Annotated in this window: 14 protein-coding genes; 5 read left to right on the forward strand and 9 right to left on the reverse strand. The window is 54.5% G+C overall.

The genetic code is table 11. The annotated features are described in order from the left end of the window. The first annotated feature begins 2 nt into the window (after positions 1–2). Positions 3–143, forward strand: coding sequence for a type B 50S ribosomal protein L36 (gene ykgO / locus AC4OVU_RS05685; RefSeq protein ID WP_003859006.1), 141 nt, complete (start codon positions 3–5; stop codon positions 141–143). Here the strand turns inward: ykgO and AC4OVU_RS05690 are convergent. Continuing rightward, positions 140–850, reverse strand: a complete 711-nt coding sequence (locus AC4OVU_RS05690) for a GNAT family N-acetyltransferase (protein ID WP_110292624.1) — start codon at positions 848–850, stop codon at positions 140–142. The genes ykgO and AC4OVU_RS05690 overlap by 4 nt on opposite strands. A gap of 101 nt (positions 851–951) precedes the next feature. Here AC4OVU_RS05690 and pdxR point away from each other — a divergent pair, with 101 nt between their 5' ends. Then, positions 952–2,412: a MocR-like pyridoxine biosynthesis transcription factor PdxR gene (gene pdxR / locus AC4OVU_RS05695; protein WP_110292625.1), complete on the forward strand. Its 1,461-nt coding sequence runs from the start codon at positions 952–954 to the stop codon at positions 2,410–2,412. Here the strand turns inward: pdxR and AC4OVU_RS05700 are convergent. From AC4OVU_RS05700 to acrA, 6 genes are all read right to left on the reverse strand, one after another. After that, complete coding sequence (locus tag AC4OVU_RS05700; protein ID WP_015571252.1) at positions 2,384–2,851, reverse strand: YlaC family protein; 468 nt, start codon at positions 2,849–2,851, stop codon at positions 2,384–2,386. The two genes, pdxR and AC4OVU_RS05700, sit on opposite strands and share 29 nt — an antisense overlap. A 116-nt stretch (positions 2,852–2,967) precedes the next feature. Next, a complete protein-coding gene (gene maa / locus AC4OVU_RS05705; RefSeq protein ID WP_015571251.1) occupies positions 2,968–3,519 on the reverse strand; it encodes a maltose O-acetyltransferase in 552 nt (183 codons plus the stop codon). 208 nt (positions 3,520–3,727) lie between these two features. Next, entirely contained in the window at positions 3,728–3,946 is a 219-nt protein-coding gene (gene hha / locus AC4OVU_RS05710) for a hemolysin expression-modulating protein Hha (protein ID WP_015571250.1), read from the reverse strand. A gap of 27 nt (positions 3,947–3,973) precedes the next feature. Further along, entirely contained in the window at positions 3,974–4,348 is a 375-nt protein-coding gene (tomB, locus tag AC4OVU_RS05715) for an Hha toxicity modulator TomB (protein WP_006809850.1), read from the reverse strand. Between the two features lie 510 nt (positions 4,349–4,858). Then, complete coding sequence (gene acrB, locus AC4OVU_RS05720) at positions 4,859–8,005, reverse strand: multidrug efflux RND transporter permease subunit AcrB (RefSeq protein ID WP_015571248.1); 3,147 nt, start codon at positions 8,003–8,005, stop codon at positions 4,859–4,861. A 22-nt stretch (positions 8,006–8,027) separates the two neighbouring features. Next, positions 8,028–9,221: a multidrug efflux RND transporter periplasmic adaptor subunit AcrA gene (gene acrA / locus AC4OVU_RS05725; protein WP_017694395.1), complete on the reverse strand. Its 1,194-nt coding sequence runs from the start codon at positions 9,219–9,221 to the stop codon at positions 8,028–8,030. A 141-nt stretch (positions 9,222–9,362) separates the two neighbouring features. On the opposite strand from acrA, the gene acrR reads away from it, so the two are divergent. Beyond that, a complete protein-coding gene (acrR, locus tag AC4OVU_RS05730) occupies positions 9,363–10,016 on the forward strand; it encodes a multidrug efflux transporter transcriptional repressor AcrR (protein ID WP_015571247.1) in 654 nt (217 codons plus the stop codon). Between the two features lie 113 nt (positions 10,017–10,129). Then, positions 10,130–13,477 carry a mechanosensitive channel MscK gene (gene mscK / locus AC4OVU_RS05735; RefSeq protein ID WP_023296044.1) on the forward strand — a complete coding sequence of 1,116 codons (3,348 nt, stop codon included), beginning with the start codon at positions 10,130–10,132 and terminating at the stop codon, positions 13,475–13,477. A 1-nt stretch (position 13,478) separates the two neighbouring features. Here mscK and rsmS read toward each other — a convergent pair whose 3' ends face one another. Further along, positions 13,479–13,655, reverse strand: coding sequence for a pleiotropic regulatory protein RsmS (rsmS, locus tag AC4OVU_RS05740; RefSeq protein ID WP_017694394.1), 177 nt, complete (start codon positions 13,653–13,655; stop codon positions 13,479–13,481). A 12-nt stretch (positions 13,656–13,667) separates the two neighbouring features. Next, positions 13,668–14,195 carry a primosomal replication protein N'' gene (priC, locus tag AC4OVU_RS05745; protein WP_017383213.1) on the reverse strand — a complete coding sequence of 176 codons (528 nt, stop codon included), beginning with the start codon at positions 14,193–14,195 and terminating at the stop codon, positions 13,668–13,670. 50 nt (positions 14,196–14,245) lie between these two features. Here priC and AC4OVU_RS05750 point away from each other — a divergent pair, with 50 nt between their 5' ends. Continuing rightward, positions 14,246–14,623 carry a DUF454 family protein gene (locus tag AC4OVU_RS05750; protein WP_015571246.1) on the forward strand — a complete coding sequence of 126 codons (378 nt, stop codon included), beginning with the start codon at positions 14,246–14,248 and terminating at the stop codon, positions 14,621–14,623. The last annotated feature ends 130 nt before the right edge of the window (positions 14,624–14,753 follow it).

Genomic DNA, 14,753 nt, shown 5'->3' on the forward strand with positions numbered 1-14,753 from the left:
TCATGCAGGTGCTGAACTCATTGCGCAGTGCAAAACAGCGTCACCCGGATTGCCAGATAGTCAAACGCAAGGGACGCTTATACGTGATCTGCAAATCTAACCCGCGCTTTAAGGCGGTGCAGGGACGTAAAAAAAGACGCTAAACGCGCGTCTCTCGCCAGCTTTCCAGGGAGCTTTTCTGTTTGCCATCGGCGGTAAAATTGTCGGTGGCAAGCCAGCTTTCAAACGCGCTCGCCAGCACTGGCCACTCTTTGTCGAGAATTGAAAACCAGTCGGTGTCCCGGTTTCGGCCTTTAATGACCAGCGCCTGGCGAAAACGCCCTTCAAACTGAAAGCCCAGACGCAGAGCCGCTTTGCGGGAGGGTTCGTTCAGGCTGTTGCACTTCCATTCATAACGCCGGTAGCCCAGGGTATCGAACACGTACCGCATCAGCAGATACTGCGCTTCTGTCGACATGGGCGTGCGACTTAACAGTGACGAGAAGTGAACATATCCCACTTCCACAACGCCGTTTTTAGGATCGATCCGCATCAGGGACAGCGTCCCGACAGGAGACTGGGTCTGGTTATCGATAACGGTAAAGTGGATGGGATCGGCTAATTCGCTCACGCTCGCCACCCATTCGGCAAACTCCTCTGCGGTGGCATCGGGTTCACGCAGCAGCCACGTCCAGCTTCGGGTATCTCCGGCCAGGGAATACGCAGAGAACAACGCCGGGGCATGCTCCACGCGCAGCGGCTCAAGCCGACAATAGCGACCCTGAAGTATCACCCGGGACGGGTGCGGGCGAGGCTGCCAGTCGAAAAGGCTTTCACCTACAGGTTGTCCAAACTCATTGAATGTATTCATCTTTATTCCCGTCATATTGAAAAGATCTCCAGATTAATGAATTGCTGGTTCCTTAAAAAGAACCACCAGGCTATGTTTTTCTGGTACCACGAGGAGGAAAGATGAATATACCGGGTGATGAGCTTTACACCTTGATCCATGCTGCGCTGAAAAAACGTGGGGAAGAGACGCTCCAGCGTGCGCTCTATCTTGCTTTGCGGGAGGCCATACTGTGCGGAAGGCTCCGGTCCGGCAGCCATTTGCCCGGCTCGCGAACGCTGGCGCAGCAGATCTCGGTGTCCCGAAACACCGTCAATGCGGCGCTGGACCAGCTCACGCTCGAAGGTTATTTGCTGCGTAGCCGCCAGGGTACGCGGGTGGGGCAATTCGCTCCTCGGACGATTACCCGGACATTACCGGACCCGGACGTCAGGCTGACAAAACGTGTCGCCCTGCTGCCCGCGCCTGTGCCGCGCGACACCCCGGTGATGGCGTTTACGCCGGGAACGCCTGCCATCAACTATTTCCCCTTACCGCTGTGGCGGCGGTTGTACGATCGTGTTCTGCGCGAGGAGGGAAGCACCCTGTTAGGGTATGGCGACCCGGCCGGCGAGCCGACGCTGCGGGCCGCCGTTGCCCGCCATCTTGCGCTGTCCCGCGGCATTGACTGCGATGCCAGCCAGATTGTGATAACCGAAGGGGCGCTGGAGGGCGTCAATCTGTGCACGATGCTGTTAAGCGAGCCGGGGGATGTTGCCTGGGTGGAAAATCCCGGCTATAGCGGCGCCAAAAGCGCTTTCGTCAAAACCGGCCTGGCGATGTCCGGCATACCGGTGGATGACGAGGGGATGTGCTGGGAAGGGTTGTCTGCGCCTTCACCCACGCTGATTTTTACCTCGCCATCGCATCAGTTCCCTTGCGGAAGCGTGCTCAGCGCGCGGCGGCGTCTGGCGCTGCTGGAACTGGCCCGGCAGCACAGCGCGTGGATCATTGAGGATGATTACGACAGCGAATTTCGTTATACCGGTGAGCCCGTCCCGGCGATGCTCGGAATGGTCAACAATGCGCCCGTTGTGTATCTGGGGACGTTCAGCAAAACGCTGTTTCCATCGCTCCGGATGGGGTTCATGGTGTTACCGCCAGCGCTGGCGAAGGCGGCGCGTCCGGCCATCGGCTCGCTGCTGCGCGGCGGGCATCGCGCTGAACAGCGCACCCTGGCGCTGTTTATTGAGGAAGGCCACTATGCACGACATCTTGCCGCCATGCGCCGCCTTTATCGTAAGCGTTACCGCCAGCTGCGGGAGGTGCTGAGCGCAGAGCTTCATACGCCGCATCGTGTTCTTGCCGGGGAAGGGGGAATGCATCTGACGCTGGCAATTGACGGTATCGACGACCTGCGGCTGGTGGAGCAGGCGAGAGCGTTTCAGCTGGCACCCGCTGCGCTGAGCGGGTATTACCTTGAGACGAAGCAGGGGCAAACCGGTCTGGTTTTAGGTTACGGTAATACCTCTGCTTCGCAGTTTGCGCCGGGTATCCGACGTCTTCAGGCGCTCATTACACAGCAGTGGGGCGGGAAAGGGTAAAGACATCATAAAAAGAGAGCTGGCCCTTAGTGATGACCATTTTCTGCAACTTCTCTTTTTGCCCGGCTTCGACGGCTGGCGAGTGCAGGATGCTGTCGATCAGCTCCTTCGGCACGTAGCGCGTGTTGTACCACTCCCCGTTGTAGCACACGCGGAAATCGAGTACGTCGATATCTTCATACCGGTAACGCGGATTGACGTCGAAAAAGAAAAACGCGTTAAACACCACGAACAGCACAACCAGTAGCCAGACGGAATCGACCAGTGTTTCAGACTTCAGCATGACGATAAGCGTTGCCAGCCAGGCGGCGTACATGGCGACGAACAATCCGGGGTGTTTGCGAATAAAGCTGATGCTAAAGCGCGGGCGATTGTCGCGCTTTTCGCGGGTATTGAGATCGTCGATGGTGGCGGTAAGCAGGCGCTGTATCTCTGTCATTTTTTGCCTTTATGATTGTTAAAAATACAGGTGATCTGCCTATTTTATGAGAGGGGTTTATGCGATGAAAGTAACAGTTATGCCAGGAAAAAGCATAACAGTTACTCAGGATGCGCTTAGATCATTTTAATGATTTTCGCCGGATTCCCGCCCACTACCGCATTGGCCGGCACGTCTTTGGTCACTACCGCGCCGGAAGCGATAACCGCATTATCGCCAATGGTCACGCCTGGATTAATCACCGCGCGTCCGCCGATCCAGACATTATCACCAATGGTGACCGGTTTACCGTACTCCAGCCCGCTGTTACGTTCGGTCGCATCCAGAGGATGCGTGGCCGTATAAATGTGCACTCCCGGTGCAAGCATACAGTTATCGCCAATGCGGACAGGGCAGACGTCCAGCATGACGCAATCGAAGTTAGCGTAAAAATTGTTGCCCAGATAGATGTTATACCCGTAGTCGCAGCGGAAGCTTGGCTCTATATACGCACCTTCGCTTTGACCCAGCAGGTCAGCTAATAAGGCGCGACGTTCGGCCTTCTCATCGGGTGCGGTATGGTTATAGCGGTGAACAAGATGACGCGCGCGTAAACGGTCAGCCCTCAGCGTGTCATCGCCAGGGCGGTAATATTCACCTGCAATCATCTTCTGTTTTTCTTCACTCATGGGAACCTCTCTGGAATCGTTTTACGCAGCGTAAAGAGGATTAACCAGAAAGGGAACGTTCCCTAAAAGTGGCTGTGACGGGAGTCACAACATTCTTGCGCATAAATACGTTTTATACGGGAACCTGGCGTTTGCATTTGAAGCGTAATTCGAAAGGTAAATTCAGCTTAACAACGGGCGTAATGCCTTTACAGTCTCTCTTCAACGATTAACGAACAAATTTCCACACCGAAGAGGGGATCTTGTCATACAGTTTATTCATGGTCAGCTCAGCAAGACGATGGTCGGCAGCTGAATAAAATACCGCCAGTTCATTATCAGACAGCTCGTATTTATTTTTCTCAATAACTCGTTCAAGGGTGTCAATTGACTGGCAGCGTCGCAGGCGCATCAAATAATCGACTTTTGTTAATGGTTTATCAGACATAAATTCACCTTAGTAATTGTAATAATTTTAACAGGAAAGACTAACCGGATTAGCTCTGCTGACATTAGTGAAGCAGCGAAATAGACGGTTTCCTGATTTACGCCATTTCTGCAAATCCTGTGCGTTAATGCCGTAGCTGCTGAACAACATAAAGGTGTCGTCCAGGTATTCATCAATTTGCTCTATCAACTTATTATCTTCATTGTACTTAATTTTATAATTAAGTGCGAAGGTGGCGATATGCTCGATCAGCTCGTTAAGCTGTAAATTGATAGCAGACGTTGGATCGTTCACCCAGCCATGGTTACTTTCTTCAAGATTGGCAAGGCAGTCATGGTACAAGGATTCGCAGAGAAATTTCAACTGCGCGATATCATGCCTTTTTGGCGAGTACTCGTCCATAGCGCATCCCCTTCTGAGTGATTTTTTACTCACCGAACATCATGTCGGGATGGATACAACTTGCTTAGCCACACGGGAGCTGTGTTCCTGATAACTCTAACTATAAGCCACTCTGATCAAGATTTCACCGCGCTATTACGAAAAATTACAATTAAATCGTTACTGTTCGAGCCTTTACGCAAATCTACCTTTTGCAGCGAACGCGTTAATCAATAAAAAAGACGATTTTTATCGGTTCCTTAGAATTCATTGAGTTAGCGCAAAGTTTCATGTGAAGTCCGAAACCAGATATCTTCAGATATTTTCCATTGCTTAGGAATAGTCCGAATAATTTACGTCACGAAATGATAATAAAAGAATGCTGAGTTCCTGGTGTAAGTTATCGGCCTATTATGATAGGCCTTATTAAAAAGGAGGAAAATAAATAGAAAGGCAATAGGTCTATTTTATGATTTTTTCTGAAAAAGAAAAAGGCCGCAAATGCGGCCTTTTTATCATGTGAAACCGGTATCAGTGATGTTCTACCGAATGATTGTGCTCAACGTCTTCATTCTTACGGCTGAAGCGGCGGCGAACCACCACGAAGAACACCGGTACGAAGAAGATCGCAAGAACGGTCGCGGTTACCATCCCACCCATTACGCCGGTACCTACTGCGTTCTGTGCGCCGGAGCCCGCGCCGGAGCTGATAACCAGCGGCATAACGCCGAGGATAAATGCCAGGGACGTCATCAGGATTGGACGCAAACGCATACGAACGGCTTCCAGCGTTGCTTCAATCAGGCCTTTTCCTTCTTTCTCCATCAGATCTTTGGCGAATTCGACGATTAGTATCGCGTTCTTCGCCGACAAGCCAATGGTTGTCAGCAGGCCCACCTGGAAGTAAACGTCGTTGGTCAGCCCACGGAACGTTGCGGCAAGCAGCGCACCGATAACCCCCAGCGGAACCACCAGCATAACGGAGAATGGAATCGACCAGCTCTCATACAATGCCGCCAGACACAGGAACACCACAATCAGTGAAATGGCGTACAGGGCAGGGGCCTGGTTACCGGACAGACGTTCCTGATAGGACATGCCGGTCCAGTCGTAGCCGACACCCGCAGGCAGCTTGCTGGCCAGTTCTTCCATCAGGTTCATGGCTTCACCGGTGCTTCGGCCCGGGGCTGCCTGACCGAGGATTTCCATCGATGGCAAGCCGTTATAACGCTCCAGACGCGGTGAACCGTATTCCCAGCGCGAGGTTGAGAAGGCGGAGAACGGCACCATCTGGCCATCGCTGCCGCGAACATACCAGTTGTTGATATCGTTCGGCAGCATACGGTATTGCGCTTCGGACATCACGTAGACTTTCTTCACGCGACCACGGTCGATGAAGTCGTTGACGTAGCTGCCACCCCAGGCTGCACCCAGCGTGGTATTAATGTCGCTGATGGAAACACCCAGCGCCTGCGCTTTTTCCTGGTCAATATCGATCTTGTACTGCGGCGTATCTTCCAGACCGTTAGGACGTACGCCCACCAGCAGGTCAGGGTGTTTTGCCACCTCGCCAAACAGCTGGTTACGCGCCTGAGTCAGTTTTTCGTGGCCCAGACCGCCCTGGTCAATCAGCTGGAAGTCGAAGCCGGTCGCCGTACCCAGTTCAACAATCGCTGGCAGGTTAAAGGCGAAGACCATCGCATCTTTAATCTGTGAGAAGGTGCCCATCGCGCGGCCGGTAATGGCTTCTACCTTGTTCTCTGCGCCCGGACGTTCAGACCAGTCTTTCAGAGAAACGAAGGCGATACCGGTGTTCTGACCACGACCCGCGAAGCCAAAGCCGTTAACCGCAAACACGGATTCGACGTTGTCTTTCTCTTTGGTCAGGAAGTAGTCGGTCATTTCATCCAGCACCTTTTGCGTACGCTCTTGCGTCGCACCGGCCGGAAGCTGCGCCATACTCAGGAACACGCCCTGGTCTTCATCTGGCAGGAACGAGCTTGGCAGACGAACGAACAGGAAAGCCATCCCCACCACGATGATGATATAGAGCAGCAGGTAACGACCGGTGCTGCGCAGGATGTTACCCACGCTGTCGGTGTAGTGGTGCGTACTCTTATCAAACATGCGGTTGAACCAGCCGAAGAAGCCTTTATGCTCGCCGTGACCGCCTTTCTGAATCGGCTTCAGCATCGTCGCGCACAGGGCTGGCGTCAGGATCAGTGCAACCAGTACCGACAGCGCCATCGCCGAAACAATGGTGATGGAGAACTGACGGTAAATCGCACCGGTAGAGCCGCCAAAGAAGGCCATCGGGATAAATACCGCAGACAGTACCATCGCGATACCGACCAGCGCGCCCTGGATCTGGCCCATTGATTTACGGGTTGCTTCCTTCGGCGGCAGGCCTTCTTCCGCCATGACACGCTCGACGTTTTCGACCACCACGATGGCGTCATCCACCAGCAAGCCGATGGCGAGCACCATCCCGAACATCGTCAGGGTGTTTATCGAGTAGCCAAATATCGCCAGCACCGCGAAGGTCCCGAGCAGTACAACCGGCACCGCGATGGTTGGGATCAGCGTTGCGCGGAAGTTTTGCAGGAACAGGTACATCACCAGGAAGACGAGAATGATCGCCTCAACCAGGGTTTTCACCACTTCGTGAATCGAAATTTTAACGAATGGCGTGGTGTCATACGGATAAACGATTTTCAGACCTGACGGGAAGAACGGTTCCATCTTCTTCAGTTCTGCACGGATAGCCGTCGCGGTGTCCAGGGCGTTCGCGCCCGTCGCCAGTTTGATACCCAGACCGGAAGCCGGTTTACCGTTGAACTTCGCAATGATGTCGTAGTTCTCGCCGCCCAGCTCAACCTTCGCCACGTCACGCAGGCGAACCTGCGAACCGTCCTGATTCACCTTCAGCAGAATTTTGCTGAACTCATCGGCGGAGGTCAGACGCGTTTGCGCGATGATCGACGCGTTAAGCTGCTGGCCTTTCACCGGCGGTGTACCACCCAACTGACCGGCGGCAACCTGGGCGTTCTGCGCTTTAATTGCGCTGATCACGTCAACCGGCGTCAGCTGGAAGTTGTTCAGTTTATTCGGATCCATCCAGATACGCATCGCGTACTGGGAACCGAACAGCTGAACGTCACCCACACCAGACGTACGGCTGATGGCGTCCTTCATGTTGGCGCCCACGTAGTCGGAAATATCCTCCTGCGTCATGGTGCCGTTGGTGTTGATCACGCCGACAACCATCAGGAAGCTACTGGACGATTTCTCGACGCTCACGCCCTGCTGTTGTACTTCCTGCGGCAGCAGAGGCATCGCCAGCTGCAATTTGTTCTGCACCTGAACCTGTGCAATGTCCGCATCCGTACCGGATTCAAAGGTCAGGGTGATCTGAACCGTACCGGTTGAGTCACTGTTTGAGGACATGTACATCAGGTTATCGATACCGTTCATGTTCTGTTCGATAACCTGCGTAACGGTATCCTGCACCGTTTTGGCATCAGCGCCCGGATAGGTTGCGGAGATCGTCACTGCCGGCGGCGCAATCGTTGGATATTGCGCGACAGGCAGCTTCAGGATCGCAAGTCCCCCGGCCAGCATGATGATTATGGCGATCACCCACGCAAATATGGGGCGATCGATAAAGAAATTAGGCATGTCTTAACGGCTCCTGTTTATGTTAAGACTTGGTTTGTTCTGACTGGCCAGCGGCCGACGCTTGTTGTTTGTCGTCAGATTTCACTTCCTGAGCTTTGACCTGCGCACCAGGACGAACTTTTTGCAAACCAGTAATAATTACGCGATCGCCATCTTTCAGACCTTCCGTTACCAGCCACTTGTCGCCAATCGCCTGCGTTGCAGTGATATTGCGTGTTTCGACTTTGTTATCGGCACCCACAACCAGTGCGCTCGCATCGCCGCGTGGCGTACGGGTCACACCTTGCTGAGGAACCAGAATGGCGCTTGGGTTAGTCCCTTCCTCAAGACGGGCGCGTACGAACATACCCGGCAGCAGGGTTTTATCCGGATTGGGGAAAATGGCCCGGATGGTGATAGAGCCGGTGGTCTGATCGACGGTCACATCAGAAAATTCCAGTGTGCCAGTCTGTGAGAACTTGATACCGTCGTTGGTAACCAGTTCCACTTTGGCTTTACCGTTTTCCTGTTTCAGGGTGCCGTTAGCCAGCTCCTGTTTGAGACGCAGGAAATCGTTGCTGGACTGGGTGACGTCAACGTAGATCGGGTCGAGCTGCTGCACGGTGGCCAGCGCGTTGGTTTGACCGTTCTGCACCAGCGCACCTTCGGTGACGGCTGATTTACCAATGCGACCGCTGATAGGGGAGGTCACTTTGGTGTAGGCCAGGTTAATACGCGCGGTTTCTACCGCCGCTTTCGCCGCCACAACGGCTGCGTTGGCTTGCTGTGCATCGGCCAGGGCAGAATCGTAATCCTGTTGGCTGATGTACTGCGTGCCGAGCAGTTTCTTGTAACGATTCAACGTCAGCTGCGAGATTTTGGCTGCCGCTTCGGCTTTGGCCAGATCGCCCTTAGCGCTCTCATAAGACGCCTGATAGGTTGCTGGATCAATCTGATACAGAGACTCGCCTGCCTTGACATCACCGCCTTCGGTGAAGTTACGTTTCAGGATGATACCGCTCACCTGCGGACGCACTTCCGCAATGCGGTAGGCGCTGGTGCGGCCCGGTAGTTCTGTTGTCATCTGGAGAGGTTCGGATTTGAGCGTCACGACGCCAACTTCTGGCACCTGCTGAGCTCCTTGTTGAGCCTGTTTGTCGTCACATCCTGTAAGCGCTAAGCTGCCTGAGAGCATCAGAACGACCGCCAGAGGCGTTAACCCTCTGTTTTTGTTCATATGTAAACCTCGAGTGTCCGATTTCAAATTGATCAAGGGTCCTGAGTCTAAAAACCCATTGCTGCGTTTATATTATCGTCATGCTATGGTACATACATTCATAAATGTATGTAAATCTGACTCCTGTAAATTCATCAACGTATGGCACGAAAAACCAAACAACAAGCGCTGGAAACCCGACAACACATTCTGGATGTGGCAATGCGTTTGTTCTCACAGCAGGGTGTTTCGGCAACCTCGCTGGCACAGATTGCTCAGGCCGCGGGCGTCACGCGGGGAGCGATTTACTGGCATTTCAAAGACAAGTCCGATCTGTTTGGTGAAATCTGGGAGCTTTCAGAGTCCAGCATTAGCGATCTTGAGAGTGAGTATCGGGCAAAATTCCCTCACGATCCACTCTCAGTGTTAAGAGAAATTCTAGTATATATCCTTGAAGCGACGGTTGTTGAAGAGCGTCGTCGTCTGATGATGGAAATCATCTTCCATAAATGTGAGTTCGTTGGTGAAATGGCGGTGGTTCAGCAGGCGCAGCGCGACCTGTGTCTGGAAAGCTACGATCGCATCGAACAGGTCCTCACGGAGTGCATGCAGGCCAAAATGCTTCCTGCCACATTACTCACCCGCCGGGCGGCGATCCTGATGCGCAGCTATATTTCCGGCCTGATGGAAAACTGGCTTTTTGCTCCGGAGTCGTTCGATCTCAGATCAGAGGCGCGCAGCTACGTCGAAATTTTTCTTGAGATGTGCCAGCTCTGTCCGACCCTTCAAAGTAAACTTAGCCCGCGCTCTGCCTGATCGGGCATGGGAAAAATCGTAGACCCTTTCCGTCGTACTATTCTGCTTCAGCCGGGCGTGATATCCTTCATGCCCGACTATTTCCGGTCATTTCTCACATCACATTCACAACTATGCTGCACATCAATCGCTCGCAACATCCTGTTCTGGCCCTGTTTTTGATCCTGCTGTTTTACTTTGCAGCCGCGCCGCTTTCATGGGCCCGTGCAGACAACGGCAGTGACATTCCCACGCGTGCTGATGTTCAGTCGCAACTCGACACCCTGAATAAGCAAAAAGATCTCTCCGCCCAGGAAAAACTCGTTCAGCAGGATCTGACGGAAACCCTGGAAACGCTGGACAAGATCGATCGCATCAAAGCCGAAACGGCCCAGCTACGGCAGAAGGTCGCTCAGGCGCCGGAGAACATGCGTAAGGCAACGGAGGCGCTGAGTGCGCTCAGCGACGTCGATAACGACGATGAAACCCGAAAAACGCTTGCCACGCTGTCGTTGCGCCAGCTTGAGTCGCGCGTGGCGCAGCTGCTGGACGATCTGCAAACGGCGCAGTCCGATCTCTCAACCTACAACAGCCAGCTGGTTTCGCTGCAAACCCAGCCTGAGCGCGTGCAGAACGCTATGTACTCGGCGTCGCAACAGCTACAGCAGATACGTAACCGTCTGAATGGCATCACCGTGGGGGAAGGGGCGCTTCGTCCCACCCAGCAAACGCTGCTGAACATCCAGCAGACGCTGCTAAACGCGGAGATTGAACAGCAGCGTAAGAGCCTGGAAGGCAACACGGTGCTACAGGATGCGCTGCAAAAACAGCGTGACTACGTGACCGCGAATATCAACCGGCTTGAGCATCAGCTTCAGCTGTTGCAGGAAGCGGTGAACAGCAAGCGCCTGACGCTGACTGAAAAAACGGCGCAGGAAGCGGTTTCGCCAGACGAGACGGCCCGTATTCAGGCCAACCCGCTGGTGAAGCAGGAGCTGGAGATTAACCACCAACTGAGCGAGCGTCTGATTCAGGCGACTGAAAGCGGCAGCGCGCTGGTGCAGCAGAATATTAAGGTCAAAAACTGGCTGGATCGCGCTTTGCAGGCCGAGCGCAACGTCAAGGAGCAGATTGCCGTCCTGAAGGGCAGCCTGCTGCTGTCGCGCATTCTCTACCAGCAACAGCAGACGCTGCCTTCCGCCGACGAGCTGGAAGACATGACCAACCGCATTGCGGATTTGCGTCTTGAACAGTTTGACGTTAACCAGCAGCGCGATGCGCTATTTCAGAGCGATACCTTCGTTGCCAAAGTGGAAGAGGGCCATTCAGGTGAAGTGAATGCTGAAGTTCACGACGCGCTGTTGCAGGTGGTGGACATGCGCCGCGAATTGCTCGATCAGCTTAACAAGCAGCTGGGCAACCAGCTGATGATGGCGATTAACCTGCAAATCAACCAGCAGCAGCTGGTGAGCGTTTCTAAAAGCCTCCAGGAGATCCTGACCCAGCAGATTTTCTGGGTGAACAGCAATAAACCCATGGACTGGGACTGGTTTAAATCTTTCCCGGAAACGCTGAAATCCCAGATCAAAAGCATGAAAATTACCGTGAACTGGGAGAAAGCCTGGCCTGCGGTGATGATTGCCTTCCTGACGGGGCTGCCTTTGCTGCTCATCGCTGGCGTCATACGCTGGCGTTTGAAATGGCTGAAACAGTACCAGGCGAAGCTGGCCTCGGAAGTGGGGCAACTGCGTAACGACAGCCAACTGCACACCCCGAAAGCGATCCTGATCGATCTGATCCGTGCTCTGCCGGTCTGCCTGTTGATACTCGCCGTGGGCCTGATCCTGCTGACCATGCAGCTGAATATCAGCGATCTGCTGTGGGCGTTCAGCAAGAAGCTGGCGCTGTTCTGGCTGGTGTTTGGTCTGTGCTGGAAAGTGCTGGAAAAAGATGGCGTCGCCGTCCGCCACTTCAACATGCCGGAAAAACTCACCAGCCACTGGCGTCGCCAGATTGTGCGCATCAGCCTCGCGCTGCTGCCGCTGCACTTCTGGTCAGTTGTGGCGGAGCTTTCCCCGCTGCACCTGATGGATGACGTGCTGGGGCAACTGGTGATTATGCTGAACCTGCTGCTGATTGCCGTTCTGATGTGGCCAATGTGCCGCGACAGCTGGCGGGATAAAGAGTCCCACAATCTTCGTCTGGCTACCGTAACGGTACTGGCGATCATTCCTCTGGCGCTGATGGTGCTGACGGCGACGGGTTACTTCTATACCACGCTGCGTCTGTCCGGTCGCTGGATCGAAACGGTTTATCTGGTGATTGTATGGAACCTGCTGTTCCAGACCGTGCTGCGTGGTTTGAGCGTGGCGGCGCGCCGCATTGCTTATCGTCGTGCTGTTGCCCGTCGGCAGCATCAGGTGAAAGAGGGGGCTGAAGGGGCAGAGCCGCAGGAAGAGCCGACCATTGCTCTGGAGCAGGTTAACCAGCAAACGATGCGTATTACCATGCTGGTGATGATCGCCCTGTTTGCGGTGATGTTCTGGGCCATCTGGTCTGATTTAATTACCGTCTTCGCCTACCTCGACAGTATCACGCTCTGGCAATACAACGGTACCGAAGCGGGCGCTGCGGTAATGAAAAGCGTCACCATGGGCAGCCTGCTCTTTGCGCTGGTGTCGTCAGTGGTTGCCTGGGCGTTGATCCGCAACCTGCCGGGTCTGCTGGAAGTGCTGGTGCTCTCAAGGCTGAACCTGCGTCAGGGGGCGTCGTACGCCATTACCACCATCCTGAACTATGTCATTATTATTGTCGGGGCGATGACGGTATTCGGCTCGCTGGGCGTCTCGTGGGATAAACTCCAGTGGCTGGCGGCGGCGTTGTCGGTGGGTCTGGGCTTCGGCTTGCAGGAGATCTTCGGTAACTTTGTCTCTGGCCTGATTATCCTGTTCGAACGTCCGGTGCGTATCGGCGATACCGTCACCATCGGTACTTTCTCCGGGACCGTCAGCAAGATCCGCATTCGTGCGACCACCATTACCGACTTCGATCGTAAAGAGGTGATCATCCCGAACAAAGCGTTTGTGACCGAGCGTCTGATCAACTGGTCGCTCTCGGATACCACCACTCGCGTGGTGATCCGACTCGGGGTGGCCTATGGCTCGGATCTGGACAAGGTGAAAGAGGTACTGCTGAAGGCGGCAGCCGACCATCCAAAAGTGATGCACGATCCTGCGCCAGCGGTATTCTTCACCACCTTCGGGCCGAGCACTTTGGATCATGAGCTGCGCCTGTACGTACGCGAACTGCGCGATCGCAGCTACACCGTCGATGAGCTGAACCGCACCATTGACCGTCTGTGTCGTGAAAACGATATTAATATCGCCTTTAACCAGCTTGAGGTTCATCTGCGCAACGAGAAAGGCGATGAGCATACGGAAGTGAAGCGCGAGATTAAGGGGGACGACCCTACTCCCGCCTAATCTATTTCCCTCTCCCCTCTGGGGAGAGGGTAGGGTGAGGGGGAAGTTTCCCCTCAAAATCTCGTCGCACAATCTCCAGCGCTTTCAGCACCGTCTCCGCCGGGATCTCGTGATTTTCCAGCAGCATAATTAAATCGACGGCCAGCTTGACCTCGTCGGGGGCATTTTCCAGTGACATCAGTGGCTCCTGTTAACGGGTCAGGCGTTCAATGACGCGTTCAATCTCATCCAGCGCCTGACGGCAGCGGACGATGCGGCCTTCCAGCGCGCTGATTTCACGCATTAATAACTGCTGCTCTTCCAGCGTTTCGCTGGTGTTCAGGCGGGCTTCGCGCTCGCGCTTCATCTCAAACAGACGGCGCTCAAACTCCTGGTTCTCCAGCCGCTTGCGCTGCCATTTACCGAGCCCCGGCGAGGCGCTGTCCCACGCCCGTAACGGCCAGGCGGCGATTTCGCGGTGCAGGGCGGTGATCTGCTCGGTAAGATGCTCCGCAAGCCACGCGACCTGTTCCTGCTGTTCACTCTCAACCGCGTGACGAAGCTCGTCGAGATTGGTCTGCGCTTCAGCAAGATAATCCTCAATGACGGTGCTGCGGGTGCGGAAGAGCTGCCGGTCAAAGCGCGGTTTCAGCGTGGCGTGGCCCATCAACGGCGTGGCCTGCGCCCGCAGCGCGATCAGCTGATTTTGCAGCCTCTCAAGAAGCAGTGCTGTTTTCAAGGCGCTCTCCAGTGGTAAAGTAGCCGTTCAGTTTGATAACGATTCGCATTATGCAGCGTACTATTTTAATCATCATTGGCTGGCTCGCGGTAGTGCTGGGCACGCTGGGTGTGGTTTTACCCTTGCTGCCGACCACCCCGTTTATCCTGTTGGCCGCCTGGTGCTTCGCCCGCTCGTCGCCGCGTTTTCACCACTGGCTTCTGTACCGCTCGTGGTTTGGCGGCTACCTGCGGCACTGGCAAAAACACCGGGCCATGCCGCCCGGGGCTAAGCCGCGCGCCATTGCCTTCATCCTGATCACCTTCGCCGTCTCGTTATGGCTGGTGAAAATGATGTGGGTGCGCATTCTGCTGCTGGCGATCCTGGTTTGCCTGCTGATCTTTATGTGGCGGATCCCCGTGGTTGATGAAAAGCAACAAAAGCACTGAAGCCTCATCATGGCGGTTGCAATTATGGCGCACAGCCAGTAAATTCGACCGTTTTCGAGCACAGGTGCGCCTGGTCAAAGGTTAAACAACTGTTACTTTGACCGACTCGTCGCGCGCCGTGAGTAACACT

The organism is Enterobacter sp. 6722112 (genome assembly GCF_058661685.1).

What these genes read in the sequence shown, in the direction of transcription:
- ykgO (WP_003859006.1), top strand. Translation starts at nt 3, where the DNA reads ATGCAGGTGCTGAACTCATTGCGCAGTGCAAAACAGCGTCACCCGGAT.
- AC4OVU_RS05690 (WP_110292624.1), bottom strand. Translation starts at nt 850, where the DNA reads ATGAATACATTCAATGAGTTTGGACAACCTGTAGGTGAAAGCCTTTTC.
- pdxR (WP_110292625.1), top strand. Translation starts at nt 952, where the DNA reads ATGAATATACCGGGTGATGAGCTTTACACCTTGATCCATGCTGCGCTG.
- AC4OVU_RS05700 (WP_015571252.1), bottom strand. Translation starts at nt 2,851, where the DNA reads ATGACAGAGATACAGCGCCTGCTTACCGCCACCATCGACGATCTCAAT.
- maa (WP_015571251.1), bottom strand. Translation starts at nt 3,519, where the DNA reads ATGAGTGAAGAAAAACAGAAGATGATTGCAGGTGAATATTACCGCCCT.
- hha (WP_015571250.1), bottom strand. Translation starts at nt 3,946, where the DNA reads ATGTCTGATAAACCATTAACAAAAGTCGATTATTTGATGCGCCTGCGA.
- tomB (WP_006809850.1), bottom strand. Translation starts at nt 4,348, where the DNA reads ATGGACGAGTACTCGCCAAAAAGGCATGATATCGCGCAGTTGAAATTT.
- acrB (WP_015571248.1), bottom strand. Translation starts at nt 8,005, where the DNA reads ATGCCTAATTTCTTTATCGATCGCCCCATATTTGCGTGGGTGATCGCC.
- acrA (WP_017694395.1), bottom strand. Translation starts at nt 9,221, where the DNA reads ATGAACAAAAACAGAGGGTTAACGCCTCTGGCGGTCGTTCTGATGCTC.
- acrR (WP_015571247.1), top strand. Translation starts at nt 9,363, where the DNA reads ATGGCACGAAAAACCAAACAACAAGCGCTGGAAACCCGACAACACATT.
- mscK (WP_023296044.1), top strand. Translation starts at nt 10,130, where the DNA reads ATGCTGCACATCAATCGCTCGCAACATCCTGTTCTGGCCCTGTTTTTG.
- rsmS (WP_017694394.1), bottom strand. Translation starts at nt 13,655, where the DNA reads ATGTCACTGGAAAATGCCCCCGACGAGGTCAAGCTGGCCGTCGATTTA.
- AC4OVU_RS05750 (WP_015571246.1), top strand. Translation starts at nt 14,246, where the DNA reads ATGCAGCGTACTATTTTAATCATCATTGGCTGGCTCGCGGTAGTGCTG.